Genomic DNA, 19,507 nt, shown 5'->3' with positions numbered 1-19,507 from the left:
CCGAACAATCCGCGCCCATGCAACGCCGCCTGCCATGTGCCCCGGCAGATCGCTCCCCGTCTGCCGAACCGCATCGACATCCTGAAGGGGCCGCCCCCGATCCTGTACGGCCCGCCCAAACCCGACGCCCGCCTTCACCCTGACGACGAATCAGCCGCTCACCCCATCCACGGCATTCCGATCGAGGAACGCCTGCGGCCACCTGCGCGGATCCGCCGACCCCGCCAGCCGGATCGATCACGGCGGAACGCGGCCCCATCGGCTCGCCGCCACGCGCGGCACCCGATCGCCCCATCCCCCCGGCCGTCACACGATCTGCGCGGCGTCGACGTCGATTTCGGGGCCGCGATGGGTGGCAAGATACCAGGCGACCGAGGCCAGGACGATGCCACCCCCGGCCAGGACCGTGCCGCCGGGCCGCTCGGCGTAGAAGATCCAGACCCACAGCGGCCCCAGCACCACGTCGAGCATGGAAATGAACCCGGCCTCGCCGGACGAGATCAGTCGCCCGCCGGCCAGCACCAGGACATAGGCCAGCCCGGTCGTCACGATCCCGAACAGCGCGCAGGCCACAAGCTGCGCCGGCGTCGGCAGGGTGGGCTGCGCCAGGGGGGCGGCGACCAGCAGGCACCCGGCGGCGGCCAGCGCGCTCATGACGGTGGTGTCCATCGCCGGATGGCGCTTGGCATGGACCAGCTGCGTCGCGAAGCCCGCGGTCATGACGACCGCCGCCCCGATGCCCAGCAGGTCGCGCGCGGTCGCCGCCGCCCCGGCCATCAGGACGATGCCCCCCAGGGCCACCGCCCCGGCGACCAGGAACCGCTTCGTGACACGCTCGTGCAGCCACAGGAAGGCGATCCCGGTCGCGATGAACGGCAGCGCGGCATAGACCGTCATGACGTTCGCCACCGTCGTGATATCCAGCGCGACGATATAGCTGATCGACGAAACGACCGACAGCGCGATGGCCGTCAGCTCGGTCCAGCCCAGGCGGATCACCCGCCGCGCCGGCGTGACGCGGTGCCGGACCACCGCGATCGCGCCGAGCGTCAGGACGGTGAACAGCGAACGCCACGCCACGATGGTCCAGGAATCGAGGGCCGCCATCCGGACGAACAGCCCGGCCGTGCTCCACAGCACGGCGGACAGGGCGACAAGGGCGACGCCATGCCGACGATCACGCTCACGATCACGATCCGAAACGCGAACCATGGCGACCCCGCAACGAATGGAACCAGTCCGGTAGCAGATCGCCGCCCCGTCCACCAGCCTGCCCGGAACGCGACTGCCCCTCGCGCGGCGCAGGAAACGCGCCCCGCATCGCCGGCCGGCCCGATTTCCACGCGGGCTCTAACCGAACCTTCATAAAGATCCCCCCCATTGGGCCGCATCTGTCACGTCCCGGGATGCCCGATGGTCGATACTCTTCTGGTCCATGTGCTCAAGGACGCGCATGGGGGCCTGCTTGCCGCCGATCCCGCGACCGGGCGGCTTCATACCGCGCCCGGCATGGTGCCGGTGCTGCTGGTCCGCCATCCGGCACGGCCGGACCTGGGGTTCCTGATGGCGGCGGGCGCGGCGCCCGCCCTGGCCTGCGACGCGGACGACGCCCTGCCGCGCGCGCTGCTGTCCTACCGCCTGGTGCCGGCGGGGCAGGGCCGGGTCGGGCTGCGCCATCCGATGTGGGAACATTATGTCTGCGCCCTGCCGCCCGACCAGAACGCGCCGGCACGCTGCGACCGGCCGCGCCTCGGCGGGTGGGAACAGTTCGCGATCGAACCGCCCCCCGCCGGCACGGCCGGGCCGGACGCCGCGCTGGCGGCGGCGATCCACGCGGTCGTGTCCGGCGGGATGGGCGCGATGGCGCTGCGGGGCTGGTGCCGCGCGGCGGCGGCCGGCGTGCAGGCCAGGGCCCTGGTGGCGTTCCTGCGCCTGCTGCCGCGCGACGAAATGGAACGCTTCGCCGGCATCGTCCTGAACGAACCCGCGATGCTGGCGCGCCTGCGCCGGGCCGTGCCCGACGATTACTGGATCCGCGCCGTCCTGCCCGACCTCGTGTCGTGGCGCGCCCACCGCCGCCCGCTGGCGCACCGGCGGCTGGATGGCGACACCGATTTCCTCGGCCGCGCCGACTACGGCGAACATGGGCCCCCGCCGCTGGGCTTCGCCCTGCTGGGCCAGGCGCGGCGGCTGGTCGCGCCGCGCCGGCGCGCCTGCGTCCTGGCCACGGCGCGGGACGAGGCGATCTACCTGCTGGAATGGGTCGCCTGGCACCGGATGATCGGCTTCGACCATATCTTCATCTGCTCGAACAACAATGTGGACGGGTCCGACGCGCTGCTGGCGGCCCTGGCGCGCCACGGCCTGATCACCTGGATCGACACCAACCCCCAGTCCGCCACGCGGATCCAGCGCAAGGCCTACGCCGCCGCCCTGTCGGCGGTGCCGCAGATGCTCGATTACAGATGGACGCTGGTGATCGACCTGGACGAAATGCTGGCGCTCGATCCCGACCGCTATACCCATATCGGCCCGTTCCTGGACCTGCAGGAGGCCCGGGGCGCCGACGCGGTGGCGTTTTCATGGGTGATGATGACGCCCGGCGGCCTGCTGCATCACGACGACGCCCCGATGACGGCCCGGTTCCAGCGGCGCGAACCGCCGGAAAACGCCCTGGTGAAATCCGCGACGCAGACCCGCCTGTCGCCCTTCGCGCACGCCCACAACCCGCACTGGGCGGCGCAGCGGTCGTTCCGCACGCTCGACGCGTCAGGGGCCCTGCTGCATACCGAGGCATCGCCCAGCGTGGCCGTCGGCAGGCTGTCGGAGGAAAACGCCTGGATCGCGCATCATTTTTACAAATCGTTCGAGGAATTCGTCTGGAAAAGCAGCCGCCCCCGCGGCGGGAACAGCGACCCGCGGCCGACGCGCCAGTTCACCGCGCGCTTCCTGGACGCCTTCGTCCGGTTCTTCGATTCCGACCAGGCGTTGCCCGAAACGCGGCTGCTGCCGTTCCTTCCGGCGCTGGAGGCCGAGATGGCGCGCCTGCGCGCCATCCCCGACATCCGCGCCGCCGAAGCCGATGCCCGCGCCCTGTTCCGCGACCGCATCCGCGACCTGGTCCGGCAAAGCCGCGACGTGGTCCGGGACGCGCCCTACGCGCCCCATGTCAGGGCGGGCTGGGACGAACTGCTGGAACGCTACGGCGCCTGATCCGCCCGCCGGGCCCGGGGCTCACCCCGCCTTGATCGACAGCGCGCGGCTCAGCCGTTCGCCGCTGGCATGAAGCTGGTCCAGATAGCGGCCGCGTTCGTCGGGATCGCGGTCGCGGACGGTGATCAGGCACATGCACCCCACCGCGACGCCGGCGGCGTCGCGCACCGGAACCGCCAGGCATTCGGCGAAATCGTCGACCAGCCCCTTGGTCGAGAAAAAATCGTCCCGCCGCGCGGCGGCGACTTCCGCGCAGAAGGTCGCGCGGTCGATGCGGTGGCCATTGGGCAGGATGAAATCCTCCTCGGGTACGAAAGCCAGGATTTCATCGGCGGTCATGTGGTCGACCAGCAGCCGGCCCGACGCCGTCCACGGCAGGGGCAGGGCGATGCCGATATCGGAACTGATCTTGAACATCGCGTTGCCGGTTTCCATGTGCAGCACGGTGAACTTGTCGCGGGTCAGCGCGCAATACTGGCTGGTCTGCCCCGTGCCGGCGCACAGGTCCTGCACCTCCTTGCGGGCAAGGCGGCTGAGGCGATGGCCGTTCATGTAATCCGACGCATAGAAATGCAGCGTGCGGCCGAAGAAGACGCGTGATTCCTCCTCGTAGGTTTCCAGGATCCCGGCCGCGAGCAGCGTGTTGACCAGGTCGTAGGTGGTCGATCGCGGGGCGTTCAGCCGCCGCGCCAGCTCCCCGATGCGCAACGGCTCGCGCGCCGTATGCAGCACCTCCAGCAATTGCAGCACGCGGTCGACGCCACGCATGCGCCCACCTTCATTTCCACCACCCATCATTCTCTTCCCGATTTTGTTCTTGCAGCGAATTGGACGGTATGCCTACTATCCGGTTGTCCGATATACGGGATATATGTCCAGTATATAGGACAATTGTCAAGGGCAACGGAACCCCTTGTTGGAGTGCGGCGCGCCGCCCTGGTGGCGCGCCGTTACTCCGCCCGGGCAGCCGGCGCGCGACGGGCGCGGCGGTATCCGGGCGGCGTGTGAGGATGCGATGGGACGACTGGCAGGCAAGACGGCGATCGTGATCGGCGGTGCGCAGGGAATTGGCGCGGCGATCGTGACGCGCTTCGTGCGCGAAGGCGCGTCGGTGGTGATCGGCGACTGGGACGAGGCCCCGGCCCAGGCGCTGGCCGCACGGCTGGGCGTGCCCGGGGCCGTTCATGTCGTGCGGACGGACGTGTCCAGCCGCGAGGCGACCGAACGGCTGGTTCGCGAAACGGTCGAACGCTTCGGGCGTGTCGACATCCTGGTCCAGAATGCCGGCATCTTTCCATGGACATTGCTGGAAGACACGTCCGAGCAGGAATGGGACCAGGTCCTGTCCGTCAATCTCAAGGGTTGCTTCCTGTCGCTGAAGGCGTGCCTGCCGATTATGAAGCGCCAGCAGGCCGGGCGCATCATCTTTATGTCGTCGGTGACGGGGCCGCGGGTCAGCAGCGCCGGGCACGGCCATTACGGCGCCAGCAAGGCCGGCATCGTCGGGCTGATCCGCGGGGCATGCATGGAACTGGCGCCCTACGGCATCACCGTCAACGGGGTCGAGCCGGGCAACATCCTGACGGACGCCATGCAGCGCACGCGCTCGGCGGACTTCATTGCCGGCATGGAACGGTCGGTGCCGCTGGGCCGGCTGGGCACGCCCGACGACATCGCCGGGGCATGCCTCTTCCTGGCATCGGACGACGCGGCCTATGTCAGCGGCACGACCATCGTCGTCGACGGCGGCCAGACCGTGTGCGAGGCCAAGCCATGACGCTCGACGAGACCGTGCGCGGGGTCCCGCCGGGCAGCGGCACCCTCGCGCTGCAGGACGTGCCCGCCCAGGGGTGGCGGCCCGCGTCCGGCGACATGACCCTGCCCGTCCTGACGCTGGACCTGCCGGCCTTCGCCGGAAACGCGGCCGCGATGCTGGCCTTCGCGCGCCAGGCCGGCGTGGCGATCGCCCCCCACGCCAAGACGCCGATGATCCCGGAACTGGCCGCGATGCTGATGGCCGGGGGCGCATGGGGCATGACCGTCGCCAACCTGCGGCAGGCGCTGGTCATGCTGCGCGCGGGCATCGACCGGCTGATCTTCGCCAACGAACTCGGCGGCCCGTCCGCGGCGCGCCACCTGGCGCGGGTGCTGCGCGCGTATCCCGACGCGCAGATCCTGTTCTTCGCTGATTCCCCGGCCATCGTTCGCAGCCTGGCCGCCGCGGCGCGCATGGCGGGACGACGGCATCTGCCGGTACTGGTCGAGATGGGCGCCGCCCGGGCCGGCGCCCGCACGCTGGCCCAGGGCGACGCCGTGATGGCCGCCATCCTGGCCGAGGGACAATGGCTACGCCTCGCCGGCGTCGGCACCTACGAAGGAACGATCAGCGGCGACGGACCGGCGGATACAATATCACGCATCACGACACTTCTGTCGCTGACAGCAAAAATGTTCACCCGCATACGCCGCGCCGAACCAGACATTCCCCTCACGCTGACAGCCGGCGGATCAGTCTACTACGACCAGGTACTGGCCCAACTCGCCCCCATAGCCGCAGCAGACGGCAACGCAACGCTGATCCTGCGCAGCGGCGCGGCATTCTTCCAGGACCACGGACCGTACGAGCAGGCCTTGCACGCGGTGGCCGCACGCAAGGCACAACTGCCGGGACAGATCTTTCCCGATCTCGCCGCGCTGCGCCCGGCATTGCGGCTGTGGGCAGAAGTCCTGTCCCGGCCGGAAGAGGGTGTGGCGATCTGCGGATTCGGGTTGCGCGATGCATCAAACGACGCCGGGCTACCGCGCCCGCTGGCGGCATATCGCGATGGCGGGCCGGTGGCGGATTTCGATCCGTCGTATGCCATGGTGACGAAGTTGAACGACCAGCACGCCTTCCTGTGCGGGTCGGCAGCAGACGGTCTGCAGGTGGGGGATTGCGTGGAATTCGGCATTGCCCATCCATGCACCTGCCTGGATCGGTGGCGAATCCTGTTCGCGCTCGACGCGGACGGCGTGGTCACCGCCGCCTATCAGACCGAGTTCGGGTAGAGCGCCCCGCGCATCCGCCCACAGTCCGACGGGGCACGAACCCTGTCGTATCGGAGAGAACCGTTTATGAGTGATCTGATTCGTTACCGCTCCGACGCCGTGCCGGCTGGCAGCCTGTCGCTGCCCTTTTCCGACGCGGTGGAGGCCGACGGGTGGCTGCACGTGTCCGGACAAGTGGGTGCCGCAGATGGCGGGATCGTTCCTGGTGGAATCGTCGCCGAATCCCAACAATGTTTCGCGAATATCGCCCGCATCCTGACCACGGCGGGCTATGGCTGGGACGATGTGGTGCGGGTGGGGGTGTGGCTGGACGACCCGCGTGATTTCTGGCTGTTCAACCGGGTGTTCCGCGAGATATTCGGCGATGCGGCGCCGGCGCGCGCCTGCGTTCGGTCCAGCATGATGCTGGATTGCAAGGTCGAGGTCGATTGCGTGGCATTTCGCGCGGACCGCAGGAAGGCGTGACGCGTGCGATCCGTTATGTCACACGGATGCCGCAGGTCGCGTGCCTGGGTAAATGAGCTGAATAGAAGAAGAAAAACGCCATCGATTTTCGACATCCGGTAAATCCGGCTGTCGGGAAGATATGGAAACCGTTCTGAACCACGTGAAATGCGCTCCAACCGCATGATCGGGAAGTCCGTTGTCTTGAAAGTTGTTTTCGGAAGGCATCTGACATGAATATGACTCTCAGGAATAATTTTCGGGCGACCAGTATCATGATCTCGGTCGGGCTGGCCCTGCCCGGGCCGACCCTGGCGCAGTCGACGTCGCATCGGCGTGCGGCCGGGCAGGCCGCGGCCGTGCGTGCGGCGGCTACCCCCGCGGCGGTGTCCACGCCGTCCGTACCGCCCACGGGGGCAGCAGTGGGTAGCGGGCGGACGGTGGGTACCGCGGCATCGGGCACACTGATGGGCATGTCCATCCTGCCGGATTCCGGCCAGACCGAAACCGTGTCGGTGACCGGTGGGATGTCGGGCGGCAATGGCGTGACCAATACCACGCCTGGCGGCGGGCTTATGCCCGTGGAACGCGCCCCGCGTTCGCAGAGCGGCATGACGCGGGATTATATCGCCAAGCAGGCGCCCACGACCTCGATCGACAATCTGGTGGCCAGCCTGCCGGGCGTGGTATCGGCCAAGATTGATCCGCTGGGGATGTTTCCCAACGACACCATGACGATGCGCGGCCTGACGCAGTCGCAGATCGGTTTTCTGTTCGAAGGCGCGCCGGAGGCGGATCCGCTGAGTTACGTCACGTTTTCGCCGACGTTGGTGGATAACGAGAATATCGGTTCGGTGACTGTGTCGCAGGGTTCGCCGGACCTGGACGGGCCGTTGCTGAATGCGGTGGGAGGACAGATTTCGACCTTCGAGATCAATCCGTCGCACCGGATGGGCGGGTATGTGGACGTGATGGGGGGGACCCATAGCGGCAACAAGGAATTCGCGCGTTTCGAGACTGGTGATATTGGCAATAGCGGGGTGCGGGGGTTTGTGTCCTTTTCCTATACTTCGGCCAATAACTGGCGGGGGCCGGGGGATCAGTTCCGGTATCATGTGGATTCGAAGTTCGTGAAGGAATGGGGGCAGGGCAACAGCATTCGCTTTATCCTGGGGTTCAACCGGCAGAGCATCAATGCGATGTTGAACCCGACCCTGCAGCAGTGGCGTCAGATGGGCGATCATTACAATCTGGATGCGACCTATACGCCGGGGGATGTGAATTACTACAAGTTTTCGCAAGTCAATTCGAATGTCGTCAATATCGTGGCGCCGATGCAGTTTACGCTGACGAAGGAACTGCAGCTGAACCTGACGCCCTATTACGTGCACGAGTACGGCCCGCAGGTGGGCGGCGAGAACATTCCGGTGTCGGGCGGCTATTTCGGGGCGGCGACGTATGGCACCCCCGGGTCGCAGTACGGGGCGCTGACGCAGCCTTATGCGACCAACGGCTATCTGACCGCGCTGCTGAACGATCCGTGGAACCAGAAGAACAGCGGCCTGAATTCGACCCTGCGCTGGACCCATGGCAACAACACGCTGACGTTCGGCTGGTGGTATTCCTATGCCGCGCATACCGAGCGGTACCAGTACGACCTGGTGAACTATGCGGGAAACCCGGTGACGGGCTATGGGCTGAACCCGGTGCGGCTGTCGAACGGGCAGATCCTGAGCGGCGACAACCTGAATTTCTGGCAGCAGGTCAACGCATTGTACGTTTCGGACAATATCAAGCTTCTGCATGACAAATTACAGATCGGCGGCGGGTTCAAGGCGGCGATGATGTATCGGAGCGGCACCAACAACCTGCCGGGGGCGAGCCCGTGGAAGGCGACCGGCAGCTATTTCGAGCCGTTGCCGCAATTCTATGCCAGCTACCAGATCGACCGCCACGACCAGGTGTTCATCAACGGCACGACGGCGTTCCGCGCGCCCGTGTCGGTCGAGGCCTATACGCCGGACTACGACCCCAATTCCGGGCAGATCGCCAAGGCGGGTTCGTTGAAGCCGGAATATTCGATCGGCGAGGAAATCGGATACCGGCACACGGGATTCTATAATTTCTCGATCTCGCTGTTCAACCTGAACCTGACGAACCACAATATCTCGTCCTCGGGCTACATCCCCGGGTCGACCAGCCCGGTGGCGGAGCCGATCAATGCCGGGGGCGAGACGTCGCGCGGCGTGCAGGCGGAATTCGGGCTGGGGTACTGGCATCATTTCAGCCCGTACCTGTCTGGGCAGTACCTGCATTCGACGATGGACAACAATTTCGATGCCGGCGCGGACATCCTGCCGACCAAGGGCAAGATCTCGGTCGGGAGTCCGAAATTCACCGGGGCGATCGGGCTGCAGTACGACAACGGCACGGTCTTCGGCAATTTCAACCTGCGGTATGTGGACAGCCAGTACACGACCTTCATGAATGACGAGAGCATTCCGTCCTATACGACGTCGGACCTGACGCTGGGCTATCGTTTCCGCTCGATCGGGCCGGCGAGGCATCCGCAGATCCAGCTGAACCTGATCAATATCGGCGACGTCCATTACCTGGCCGCCGCGGGCAGCACGACGGGGAACGCGCATACGATGGTGGGCATGCACGGTGCCGTCGTGGCGGGGAGCGCGCCGATCTATCTGACCGGGGCGCCGTTCGCGGCGTTCGTTTCGATGTCCAGCGCGTTCTGAGGCATCGTCCGGTCGCGCGCCGCAGGGTGCGGCGCGGATCGCGGGCAGGGGAGGGGAGACAGCATGCCGGATCGTCACATGTCGGGCACGGTGTCCGGCGCAGGGGAGGGAGGGGCGATGCTGAACCGCAGCCTGAGCCTGTGGCAACTGGTGCTGATCGGCATGGTGATCGTGCAGCCGACCGCGCCCATGGGGATCTACGGGGTCATCAGCAATACCGCGCACGGGCATGTCGTGACCGCGATCCTGATCGCGATGGCGGCCATGCTGTTCACCGCCGTCAGCTACGGCCGCATGGCGCGGCTGTATCCCAGCGCGGGGTCGGCCTATGTCTATGTCCGGCAGGAGATCCACCCGGCGCTGGGCTTCGTGGTGGGCTGGGCGCTGCTGCTGGATTATCTGCTCAATCCCCTGGTCTGCACGGCGTTCTGCGCCAAGGCGATGACGAATATCGTGCCCGGCGTGCCCTATTACGCCTGGGTGCCGGCGTTCGTCGGCCTGTTCACGCTGCTGAACCTGCGGGGGGTGCAGACGTCGGCGCGGCTGAGCGGGGCGATGTGCGGCGTGCTGCTGCTGGTGGTGGTGGTGTTCCTGGCCTTCGTCTGGCACCGGGTGGCCGGCGCGGGGCATGACGCGGCGTTCTTCTGGCGGCCGTTCCACGACCCGGCCAGCTTTCGCCCCGACCGCGTCCTGGCGGGGGCGTCGGTGGCGGTGCTGACCTATATCGGTTTCGACGCGGTTTCGACCCTGTCGGAGGAGGCGCGCGACCCGCGGCGCGCCGTCATGCGGGCGATCATGCTGGTCTGCCTGACGACCGGACTGCTGTCGGGGCTGGAGGTCTATGCGGCGCAGCTGGTGTGGGGCAGCGCGCCCTTTCCGGCGGGCAACGTGGAATCGGCCTTCGCGATGGTGGCGGGCCGGCTGGGCGGGGTGGCGCTGTTCCAGATGATCAACGTGGCGCTGCTGGTGGCGACGGTGGGTTCGGGCCTGGGGTCGCAGCTGGCCGCCGGGCGGCTGCTGTACAGCATGGGGCGGGCGGGGGCGTTGCCGCGCCGGTTCTTCGGCACGCTGGACCCGGTGCATCGGATTCCGCGCAACAACATCCTGGCCGTGGGCGCCGTGACGGTGGCCGGCGCCGAGATGATGGAGGCCTTTGCCGGGCGGCTGGGCGGCGATGCGTTCGAGATCGGGGCGCAGGCGCTGAATTTCGGGGCGTTCGTGGCCTTCATGGGCGTGAACGCGGCGGCGTTCGCGGCCTATGCGATCCGGCAGCGGCGGCGGTCGCCGGGCTTCGTGCTGACGCCGCTGGCGGGATTTGCGATCTGCGCCTTCGTCTGGGCGCATCTGAACCGTACCGCGCTGATCGTCGGCGGAAGCTGGCTGGCCTGGGGCGTGGTCTATGGCGGATGGCGCACGCTGGCCGCGCGGGGGCGGACGGGCCTGGGGGACATGGCCGTCCCGGAGGCGGAATGACGGGGGGGAATGACGGATCGGGCTAGGGCGATGGCGGCAGCGTCACGTGCTGGCGGATGCGGCCGGCCTCGCGGGCGGCGCGTTCGGCCAGGCGGGTGGCGGTCATGGCGCGCAGGATCGTTTCGCGGTCCTTGCCCGGGGTGGCCCAGAAATGGACCAGGACCTGGGTGTCGGCCGGGCGGACATGCGAATACAGGCGGGTCGGCGTGCCGGCCTGCACATGGCCGGACAGGGTTTCGGTATCGACGATGCCCAGCTTGTGGAACAGGTAGTTGGCGACCGCCTGGTCCATGAACGGGATCCATGTTCCCGCCCGCAGCAGGCGGTCCATCGTCCCGGCCACCCGGCGGAACGGGTCGCGCGCGATCCGCATCGATGCGAAGCCGATGATGCCGGAATTGAAGCCGAACCGGTAGCCCGGGTCGTGCCCGTCCATGCGGAACAGTGTGCCGCCCATCGAATCGGCGACCGTCAGCAGGGACGGGGGATTGGTGATGCTGGCCGGATATTCCTCGGTCCCGACGCAGATCTTTCCGCTGAGGGCTATGCGGTGGAGGATGATCGAGATGTCCGCGACCGCGCAGACGTCGGTGTCGACATACAGGATCGGGCCGTATGCGCCGATGCCCTCCAGGTCCGCGATCTCGTAGCGCGACCGCCAGAATTCCTCGTGCCGGGTCGGGGTCTTGCGCAGGATGTGCAGCGTTCCGGCGAAGCGTTCGGGAATCCAGTCGCGCAGGTCGTCGCGGTCGGTGATGATGCACAGGTCGCCGTCGTACCGCCCGACGGCGAGCAGCGCGTCCAGGCTGGCCCGCAGCAGCGCGAACTGCGCGTCCGCGCCGAAGCAGGCGTAATAGACGAGGGGACGATAGGCGACGAACCGCCCGATGCAGTACGTCCTGCGGGTCAGGACGACGTCGGTCGCGTCGGGGGGAAGGGCGCGGAGGGCCTGGATGTTCTCGTCGATCCGATACTCGGATTTTCCGGCGTGGATCGCGCACAGCGCGGTCGCGCGGGCCGGCGTGACGACCTGGCCCGCGTCGGGGACCAGCCAGGCGCGTTCGGCGAAGCGGGCGATGGCCGGCAGGTCGGCCTCGGGCAGCAGCAGGAAATATTCCCATCCCTGCTGCGTGTCGCGGTCGAATTCGATTTCGGTGCCGTTGGGATGGACCGATCCGTAGCGGTCGCCCCGGCGCAGGCCGATCCGCGCGGCGCCGTCGGTCCATTGGGGGTCGGAGCAGGCCAGGCCGTCGATCGGGACCAGCGCGCCGTCCCGCGCGACGCAGGGGCGCAGCGCCGCGTCGCAGCGCAGCAGGGGGCGGCCATCCTGGTGCAGGAAGCCGGGGATGATATGGAACATGCCTTCGGGATCCACGGCGATCAGCGACCCCGTGTGGGCGACAATGACATATCCGGTTTGCATCGGGCGGGCCTCGGAGGGGTGTGCGGCGTTCGAGAGTTCGGGTGTTCGGGCGGTCGGGGCTGGTTCAGCCGTTCGGGCCGGCGGGCGGGGGGGAGCATGTGGCGGCCGGAACGGGGGGCGGGGTGGTATGGGCGTTGCGGGCCACCCAGTTCGCGACCTGCGTGATGCTTTCGGGCGTGGTGTCGGTTTCGGGCATGTTGGTGGTGGCCGGGCCGTTGGAATATTGCCCGACGATCCAGTAGGTCGGGCGGGCGTCGGCGTTTTCCAGATAGCGGACTTCGGTCTGCACGCCGCGCAGGAACCGGAAGTCGGGGCCGTTGCCGCGCATGCCGTGCTGCGTGTCGAAGATGGTCATGAACACGGCGGTCGTCAGGTGATGGCGGTTGGCCCAGCGGATTTCGCTGGCGATCAGGCGGCGGAACATCTCGCTGTGTCCCGGGCCGTAATAGGCGTCCGTCGAAAAGATGTTGGCCGGCGTGTCGATGCCGAATCCGCCGGCCAGCAGCGCGATGCGTCGGGAATTGGCGTAGTAGGGATCGGTGGCGTAATCGCTCTGCACCCGGGTGCCCAGGCCCGGATTTCCGTGGCGGTCGGTGTCCGAACTGTCGGAGAGATGGCCGCGCGACCCGTTGGAGATGTAAGGCAGCACCAGCGCCGCGCCGGTCGTCATCCGCGCGTCGCGCAGGGCGGTGGCGGTGTCGGCGACGTCGCGGTCGGTGAATTCCGACGACGGGTTATGATAGCTGCCGCCAAAGGGCGGGGCGGTGTCGGCGTAGCTGAGATTCAGCATCGCGACCTGCGGATGCCATCCGTCGGCGAACCAGCGGAACTGGGCGCCGGACTGGCTGTCGTCCGAGACATGGTAATGGGAGGGCGGCACGTTGGGGGTCAGGGCCGGGGAATTCCCGCCTTCGAACATGCCGCCGCCGGCCCGGCCCTGCCACAGGGCGATCATCGCCTTCATGACGGCCTGGCCGTCATAGCCGGGGGGCCTGATCCAGGCCCGGTTGCCGTCGGGCCAGTCCAGCAGCCGGCGGGTCGTGCCGTCGACCTGGTAGAGGCCGATATTGCCGGTGGCCAGCAGGTTGGGGAAGCGCCAGGGCTGCGACAGCTGGTACCCGCCGATGACCGAGCCGACGAAACTGGTGACCGGCCGGCCGGCGCACCGCGCGGCGTCGGAGGCGGCCCGTGCGGCGGCGGGCAGGAGGGCGACCGCCAGGCCCAGGAGGACGAGCGGCGCGCGGGGGGCGTGTATCTGGTGCAATCCGTGATTCGTCCTGCTGCGACAGGGGAATCGTGAAACGGATCCCGTTAAGATAATCCTAAGACCTTGCTGGAATTAAGGAATGGCGGACGGGCGGCGTCGCGGCCGCGTACCGCGATGGGAGGGATGTCCGCACGATGCACGCGAGGGATGACCGGCATGTGGAGTAGGCGGATCGGGCCGGCGCGGGACGTTCCGGCCGATGCCGGGACCGGGACCGGGACCGGGGCCGGGGCGGCACGCCTGGCGCACGCGGCGACGGCGGCGGCGATGGTGGCGACAGAGGCGACAGAGGCGACAGTGGCGCCGCGGGTCAGGATCTTCCGGATCTGTCACAAGGTGGACGGGCAGCATATGAACCGGGGCATGTTCTCGGACCTGATGCTGGGGGAGCACGATGCGGCGGACGGGTCGTACCTGGGCGACCTGGGCGGCGTCAATATCGCCGGGCTGAACGAACATTCCGAGATGCGGGCCCATTACCATGTCTGGAAGAGCCGGCTGGAGGATGTCGATTATGTCGGGTTCGAGCATTATCGGCGCCTGATCTTCCTGGATTTCATGGCCTATGACGAGATGGGGGCGGCGGACGAGGCGCTGCCGATGGCGCGGCTGCATTTCATGCGCCATGCCGGCGCGGAATGCCTGACCGGGCCGTTCGCCTTCGACCGGTACCTGGCGTTCCGGCGGGCGATGACGGACGCGCAGGCGCAGGGCCTGGCGGCCTTCGTCGGCGGATACGACATCATCGCGCTGCGTCCGCAGAAGCTGCGGGTACGCGACCAGATGGACGACGGCGCGTTCAAGCTGCTGGAGGCGGCGGTGCGCAATGCCGCCTATTTCCGGACGCGCCGGATGCTGATCGATTTCGACAACGACATGACGTGCTATCGCAGCATGTTCGTCATGACCCGTGCCTGCTTCGACGAATATATGGGATTCTGGTGGGACGTCATCGGGTTCATCGCCCGGAACCGCGCCTGCCCGCCCCGGTCGCTGGGCTATTTTTCGGAGCGGATCTTCGCGCTCTATCTGTTCCAGAAGCGCATGGAATCGCCGATGCTGCGGATCCTGTTCGTGCCGTACCTGATTCCGTCCTGATGCATCGTCGCCCGACGCGTGTCTAAACCCTTTGTTGACGGTCGCGCCGTCCTTATGGACGCGACCTGCCTCTGCCTGGATGGATATCAGCCTGTATGAACGTTCCGGACGACCGCTATTCCATCGACCATATCCGGACCACGGGCAACCGGGTCTCGATCTCCGGCTGGTTTCTCGATTGCATCGGCTGCGACCGGCTGGCGGTCCTGTGCGGGGGAGCGACCCTGCATGTCGCGCGGCCCGACGAATGGCGCCAGCCCAGCGCCGACGTCGCGGCCCTGTCGGAGGCGCGGTACGGGGCCGTGCGTTTTCATGTCACCTTTCCCTTTCCCGGGGAATTGTCCCTGGCGATGCTCCGGATCATGGTCCTGTCCTTCGAGGGGGACGGCCCGGCGCGGGTGCTGCCGGTGCAGGCGGCCGATGGGACGGATACGGCGGCGGGGGAGCTGGCGTGCGTGCCGTTGCGCGACCTGCGGCTGGGCATCGGGATTCCGACCTACAACCGCGCCGGGCTGGTGATGGAGACGGTGCGGCGGGTGCGCGACATGACGCAGTTCGACCCCGTCATCCTGGTGTCGAACGACGGTTCGACCGACGATACCGCGCCGCTGCTGGCGCGCATTCCCGGCATTCATGTCCTGAACGCGCCGAACGCGGGCATCGCGTGGAACAAGAACCGCCTGCTGTTCCACCTGCACGAGATCGAGAAATGCGACGTCATCCTGCTGCTGGAGGATGACGCCCAGCCGACGGCCTATGGCTGGAACATCGACTGGATGCTGGCCTGCGTCCGCTATGGCCATGTGAATTTCGCGCCGCCCTGGTTTCCGCGCGCGTCGTTCGGCAACGGGTCCTGGCACGACCCGTTCCATAATGACGTGCTGACGGCGCAATGTTCCGGGTTCAGCCGCGAGGCGCTGTCCTATGTCGGGTATATCGATACGCGATTCGGCCAGTACGGGCATGAGCATGTCGAGCATACCTCGCGCATGATCCGCATGGGTTATGGCGGCCATACCAAGGAAGACGGCGCGTCGCGGATCTTCTACCTGCTGGAAGGCGGGATCGAGATCATGGAATCGGTCTCCAACTTCTCGCAGCAGGAGGTGGACGACAATTCGGCGGTCTTTCACCGCATCCACGGGGAATGCGCCTATCGCCCGCCCTGGCGGGACGACACGCAGATCCGCCGCCTGCGCGACGAGATGCGGATGGTGCGGCGGCAGTAGGGCGGGCGCCCGCCCGCCGGGTCGGGCGGGAAACGCGCGTCGGATCGCCGGCGGCGCGCATTTCCGAGCAGGCTCTTATGCCAGGCCGCCTGGAGATCAAGGTATGGCCAGGGCCCTGCCCTGGACCCGGCAGGGCCTGAGGCCCTGCACCCCAACCGTTTGACAACGAACGGGTTTTCAAAGGGCGACCGCCCTTTGGTGGGTCAAGGGCAACGCCCTTGGCGGGGACCTCTCAGAGGGAGGCGAGGGCGGTCAGGGTGGCGCGCACCTGGTCGGGCGTCCAGTGGGCCAGGGCGGCCAGGGGCAGGGGGCAGGCGGTCAGGGTGTCGCCGGCCGTGCCCATGCCGTAATCGGTCAGCGGCGTGTCGTGGCTGGTGCGGATGCCGTCGGGCCGCAGGGCCAGGACTTCCCATCCCTGCGCCCAGGACACCGTGGCGATCGTGCGGTCGGGGCGGAAGCTGCGGATGGACGTGCCGTCGCGCGACAGCAGGAAGGCCGATGACGGGCCGGCCCGCACGGCGACGCACAGGCCGGGGCCGGGCTGGGCGCGCAGCGTCGGGGCCGCGCCGTCCGGCCCGTCATGCAGGAAGCCCCCGGGCGCGCGGATCGCCAGCAGGTCGAGCCCCTCGGGCACCAGGCGGTGGATCATGTTCAGGACCGACAGGGCGGCGATCGGCCCCTTGTTGCCGTTGGCGTGGATGACCGGCGGCCAGCCCCCGGTCGCGCGGTTGCGCACCGCGCCGCCGGCGTAGTCGTACAGGTCGAGCGAGCCGCCCAGCGTGCCGAAGATCGTGCTGTCGGCATCGACGGTGACCCGCAGGCCGTGCCGTGGCGCGGCCTGGGCCATGAAGCGCGCGGCCAGGCGCTGGTCGTCATGGTCGGCGGTGTCGCGGGACAGCGCGATGCAGTGGGACAGCATCGTCCGGATCGCGCCGGCATAGCCGATGTAGCACCCGCTGTTCAGGTAGCGGCAGCGCTGGGGGCTGTAGCCGTCGAAATAGGCCTGGACGGGGTCGTCCGGGCCGTCGGCCGGCGGCCAGAAGGTGGTTTCGCCGTTGAAGACGATGTCGCTGCCGCCGGCGGCGAAGGCGCGCCGGATTTCGCCCGCGGCGCCGACGACCAGGGTGTCGTAGGCGTCGGTGAACAGGACGATGTCATGCGGCCGGACCGAGGGCTGGCCCAGGGCGCGCGCCAGGGTCAGGTACTTGTCGATGAAGATGATGCGTTCGCGCTCGCCCTCCGGGCGCAGGGCGTGGAAATCCAGGCCGGCGCGGCGGGCGCTTTCCTCGAGGTCCAGCATGGCGGCCGTCCTGGGATGGCCGACGGTGACGTGAAGCATGCGTGTCCGGGCTCCGTTCCAGCGACGCATCCTGTCTGCGGGGGGAGTGTTGATTTTTCGTTCATGCCCACACGCGGCCGCGACGGCGGCCGGGGATCAGGGGGGCAGGTCGCGTTCGTCGCGGCGGAGGTCGGCGAGGGTGCAGGCGCGGGTGGTGCGTTCGTCGTGCGGGTGGGCGGCGCGGCGGCGGGCGTCGCAGGCGGCGTCTTCGCGGACGCGCAGGTCGTCCAGATTGACCAGCGCGCCGTCCAGGGCGTCCCGCACGTCCTCGGCGCCGCGGATGCGCCGCGCGGCGGACATCGCCTGGTCGATCAGGGCGCGCAGGGCCACGAGACGGGCGGCCGCGAGGACCTCGTCGTCATGGCCGTGGCGGATGTCGTGGGGGTCGTGGTCGTACGGGTCGTACGGCATTCCTGTCTCCTGCCCTCCTCTTTGGGTGGGCGGCAGGATGATAGGTTTATGCCTATTGCGTCAATAGGAAAATAGGAAGCGGATAGGCGCGGTGGCGGGGCGGGTCAGATGACCGGGCCTTCGTCTTCCTCGTCGGGTTCGATCGGGTCGTCGACCGGGACCTCGTCGGGCGGCGGGTCGTCGGGGTTGAACGGGCCGGGGGTGGGAGTGGGCATCGGGCGGCGCGGCCCGGTGTGGGCCGCCTCGCCGCCGGACAGGTCGCCGCTGGGCAGGTCGATGCCGGGATAGTCGGTGCCGGGGTAACCGCTGCTGGACATGGCGTGTGCCTCCATCGCTTCTCTCGGAGGTGGGTCGGCGGAGAGGGAGCGCAAGGTGCGGCGGGGTGGAAAACGCTGTCGGGGAGCGGCTGACGATGCGGCCGGCCGTGCGCCCGGCGCTGTGTGCGGGTGCGGGGATGCGGCGGCGCGGGGCCGCGCGTCGTGGTGCGCGGGAATGCGCGTCGGATGGCCGGCAGCCCGGTTTCGGGAGGGCCTGGAGGCGGGTTGAAGATATGCGGTGGCGACGGGGCGGTTCTGGGCCGTGCCCGGCGTGGGGTTTCGGGCGCCGACGCGGAGCGGCCTTGTGGGTGGCCGCGTCGGAGCCGGCGAACGCGGGTCGGATCGTTGCCGGCGGCGGCCGGTCAGGGCGTGTCTGCAAATGTGGGCTGGTGCGCGAGAGCGGCGCCTTGGGCCGCGTTCGGCGTGGGTTTACGAGCATCGAAGCGGAGCGGCCGTGAGGACCGAGAGCATCGGAGCGCGGGAAACGCGCGCCGGATCGCCACCGGCGCGCATTTGCAGGCAGGGCTTAGTAGCGGTGGTGGTAGTAGTCGCCGCGCCATCCGCCGCGTTCGTCGTACCAGCCATGGTGGCCGCCGTAATAGCCGCGATGCCAGCCGCGATAGGGCGGGCGTTCGTAGACGCAGCCGGCCAGGGTGAGCATGGCCAGCAGGGCGCAGGCGGGTCGGATCAGATTCATCGGAGTTCTCCCTTCGACAGCGAGTCTAGGCAGGATCGTGGCGACTGTGTGGTCGGGCGCGGGGGTCACTTCCACACCCATTTGCCGACCACACGGCCATTGATATGGACCTCGTCCAGGGTGCGGGTATAGGTCGGGTAGCCGGGATTGATGCTCATGATCTGGACCGTCACCGGGTCCTCGGAGCCATAGACGATTTCCAGGCGTTTCAGCACCAGCCCGAATCCGTCCCACAGCACGTAGACCCCCGGCGGGGACGGGGTGCGGTGGGCGGTGTCGACCAGAACGCGCTCGCCGGCCTGGTAGTCGGGTTCCATGCTGTCGCCGGCGACGCGCAGGACCACCAGGGATTCCGGGCTTTCGGTGAAGGCGCCCAGGAAGCGGCGGGGCAGGGACCAGTGGTCGACCGGCCGGGGGCCGTCCTCGACCGCGACGTTGGTGGGGATGGCGCCGGCGCCGGCCTGGGGCGCCACGTTGTATTCGGGGATGCGGAACTGGCCGTCGGCGACGGGCGGGGCGGCCGCGACGGGCGGCGGGGCCGGGGGGACGTCGTCCAGCGGCTGATGGTTCGGGTCGGCTTCGTCGCGGAAGACGTCGGGGCTGACGCCGAAGCGGCGGGCCAGCGCGTCGCGGACCTCCTCGGGCAGTTTCTGGGGGGTGCCCTTGTGCAGATATTGCTGGAGATAGGCGTGGTTGCGGCCCAGGGCGAGGGATTCGGCCTTCAGGGTGGTCGCCGCCCCGGCGATCAGCCTGAGCAGGGCGTAGCGGGGAGGGGTCAAGGCGGTCATGGGCGGAGTA

17 protein-coding genes are annotated in these 19,507 nt (G+C 68.2%); 8 read left to right on the top strand and 9 right to left on the bottom strand.

Annotation, left to right across the window (positions count from 1 at the left end):
- Positions 1–306: 306 nt before the first annotated feature.
- On the bottom strand, positions 307–1,212 hold the full coding sequence (locus tag HLH28_RS03940; RefSeq protein WP_182954722.1) for a DMT family transporter: 906 nt from the start codon (positions 1,210–1,212) through the stop codon (positions 307–309).
- 201 nt (positions 1,213–1,413) lie between these two features.
- Here HLH28_RS03940 and HLH28_RS03935 point away from each other — a divergent pair, with 201 nt between their 5' ends.
- Entirely contained in the window at positions 1,414–3,213 is a 1,800-nt protein-coding gene (locus tag HLH28_RS03935; RefSeq protein WP_182954718.1) for a glycosyltransferase family 2 protein, read from the top strand.
- Positions 3,214–3,234: 21 nt separating this feature from the next.
- On the opposite strand, the gene HLH28_RS03930 is transcribed toward HLH28_RS03935, so the two are convergent.
- Positions 3,235–3,981 (bottom strand): IclR family transcriptional regulator, encoded by a 747-nt coding sequence (locus HLH28_RS03930; RefSeq protein WP_182954715.1) that lies wholly within the window; start codon positions 3,979–3,981, stop codon positions 3,235–3,237.
- 247 nt (positions 3,982–4,228) lie between these two features.
- Here HLH28_RS03930 and HLH28_RS03925 point away from each other — a divergent pair, with 247 nt between their 5' ends.
- From HLH28_RS03925 to HLH28_RS03905, 5 genes are all read left to right on the top strand, one after another.
- Positions 4,229–4,990: an SDR family NAD(P)-dependent oxidoreductase gene (locus HLH28_RS03925; RefSeq protein ID WP_182954712.1), complete on the top strand. Its 762-nt coding sequence runs from the start codon at positions 4,229–4,231 to the stop codon at positions 4,988–4,990.
- The gene (locus HLH28_RS03920) at positions 4,987–6,261 is read left to right on the top strand and encodes an alanine racemase (protein WP_182954706.1); all 1,275 of its coding nucleotides are present in this window, start codon (positions 4,987–4,989) and stop codon (positions 6,259–6,261) included. Before HLH28_RS03925 ends, HLH28_RS03920 begins: the two co-directional genes overlap by 4 nt.
- 66 nt (positions 6,262–6,327) lie before the next feature.
- Positions 6,328–6,726, top strand: a complete 399-nt coding sequence (locus HLH28_RS03915; protein WP_182954703.1) for a RidA family protein — start codon at positions 6,328–6,330, stop codon at positions 6,724–6,726.
- A 212-nt stretch (positions 6,727–6,938) separates the two neighbouring features.
- Entirely contained in the window at positions 6,939–9,455 is a 2,517-nt protein-coding gene (locus HLH28_RS03910) for a TonB-dependent receptor (RefSeq protein ID WP_246395648.1), read from the top strand.
- A gap of 63 nt (positions 9,456–9,518) precedes the next feature.
- Positions 9,519–10,928 carry an APC family permease gene (locus HLH28_RS03905; RefSeq protein ID WP_220789916.1) on the top strand — a complete coding sequence of 470 codons (1,410 nt, stop codon included), beginning with the start codon at positions 9,519–9,521 and terminating at the stop codon, positions 10,926–10,928.
- Positions 10,929–10,950: 22 nt separating this feature from the next.
- Here HLH28_RS03905 and HLH28_RS03900 read toward each other — a convergent pair whose 3' ends face one another.
- Positions 10,951–12,351: a hypothetical protein gene (locus tag HLH28_RS03900; protein ID WP_182954700.1), complete on the bottom strand. Its 1,401-nt coding sequence runs from the start codon at positions 12,349–12,351 to the stop codon at positions 10,951–10,953.
- Between the two features lie 64 nt (positions 12,352–12,415).
- The gene (locus HLH28_RS03895; RefSeq protein WP_182954696.1) at positions 12,416–13,615 is read right to left on the bottom strand and encodes a hypothetical protein; all 1,200 of its coding nucleotides are present in this window, start codon (positions 13,613–13,615) and stop codon (positions 12,416–12,418) included.
- Between the two features lie 150 nt (positions 13,616–13,765).
- Here HLH28_RS03895 and HLH28_RS03890 point away from each other — a divergent pair, with 150 nt between their 5' ends.
- On the top strand, positions 13,766–14,716 hold the full coding sequence (locus HLH28_RS03890) for a DUF4422 domain-containing protein (RefSeq protein ID WP_182954693.1): 951 nt from the start codon (positions 13,766–13,768) through the stop codon (positions 14,714–14,716).
- A 95-nt stretch (positions 14,717–14,811) separates the two neighbouring features.
- Entirely contained in the window at positions 14,812–15,945 is a 1,134-nt protein-coding gene (locus tag HLH28_RS03885; RefSeq protein ID WP_182954690.1) for a glycosyltransferase family 2 protein, read from the top strand.
- 232 nt (positions 15,946–16,177) lie between these two features.
- Here HLH28_RS03885 and HLH28_RS03880 read toward each other — a convergent pair whose 3' ends face one another.
- The 5 genes from HLH28_RS03880 to HLH28_RS03860 form a co-directional block, all read right to left on the bottom strand.
- Positions 16,178–17,284 (bottom strand): glycosyltransferase domain-containing protein, encoded by a 1,107-nt coding sequence (locus HLH28_RS03880; protein ID WP_182954687.1) that lies wholly within the window; start codon positions 17,282–17,284, stop codon positions 16,178–16,180.
- Positions 17,285–17,380: 96 nt separating this feature from the next.
- Positions 17,381–17,695, bottom strand: a complete 315-nt coding sequence (locus tag HLH28_RS03875; protein WP_182954684.1) for a hypothetical protein — start codon at positions 17,693–17,695, stop codon at positions 17,381–17,383.
- A 104-nt stretch (positions 17,696–17,799) separates the two neighbouring features.
- The gene (locus HLH28_RS03870) at positions 17,800–18,012 is read right to left on the bottom strand and encodes a hypothetical protein (RefSeq protein WP_182954679.1); all 213 of its coding nucleotides are present in this window, start codon (positions 18,010–18,012) and stop codon (positions 17,800–17,802) included.
- A 526-nt stretch (positions 18,013–18,538) separates the two neighbouring features.
- On the bottom strand, positions 18,539–18,709 hold the full coding sequence (locus HLH28_RS03865) for a hypothetical protein (protein ID WP_182954675.1): 171 nt from the start codon (positions 18,707–18,709) through the stop codon (positions 18,539–18,541).
- 65 nt (positions 18,710–18,774) lie between these two features.
- Complete coding sequence (locus tag HLH28_RS03860; RefSeq protein ID WP_182954672.1) at positions 18,775–19,497, bottom strand: S24 family peptidase; 723 nt, start codon at positions 19,495–19,497, stop codon at positions 18,775–18,777.
- Positions 19,498–19,507 lie beyond the last annotated feature (10 nt).

This window comes from Gluconacetobacter tumulisoli, assembly GCF_014174155.1.
Classification (GTDB): Bacteria; Pseudomonadota; Alphaproteobacteria; order Acetobacterales; family Acetobacteraceae; genus Gluconacetobacter; species Gluconacetobacter tumulisoli.
Note: the sequence above shows the minus strand (reverse complement) of the source record. Positions and strands in the feature narration are given on the sequence as shown.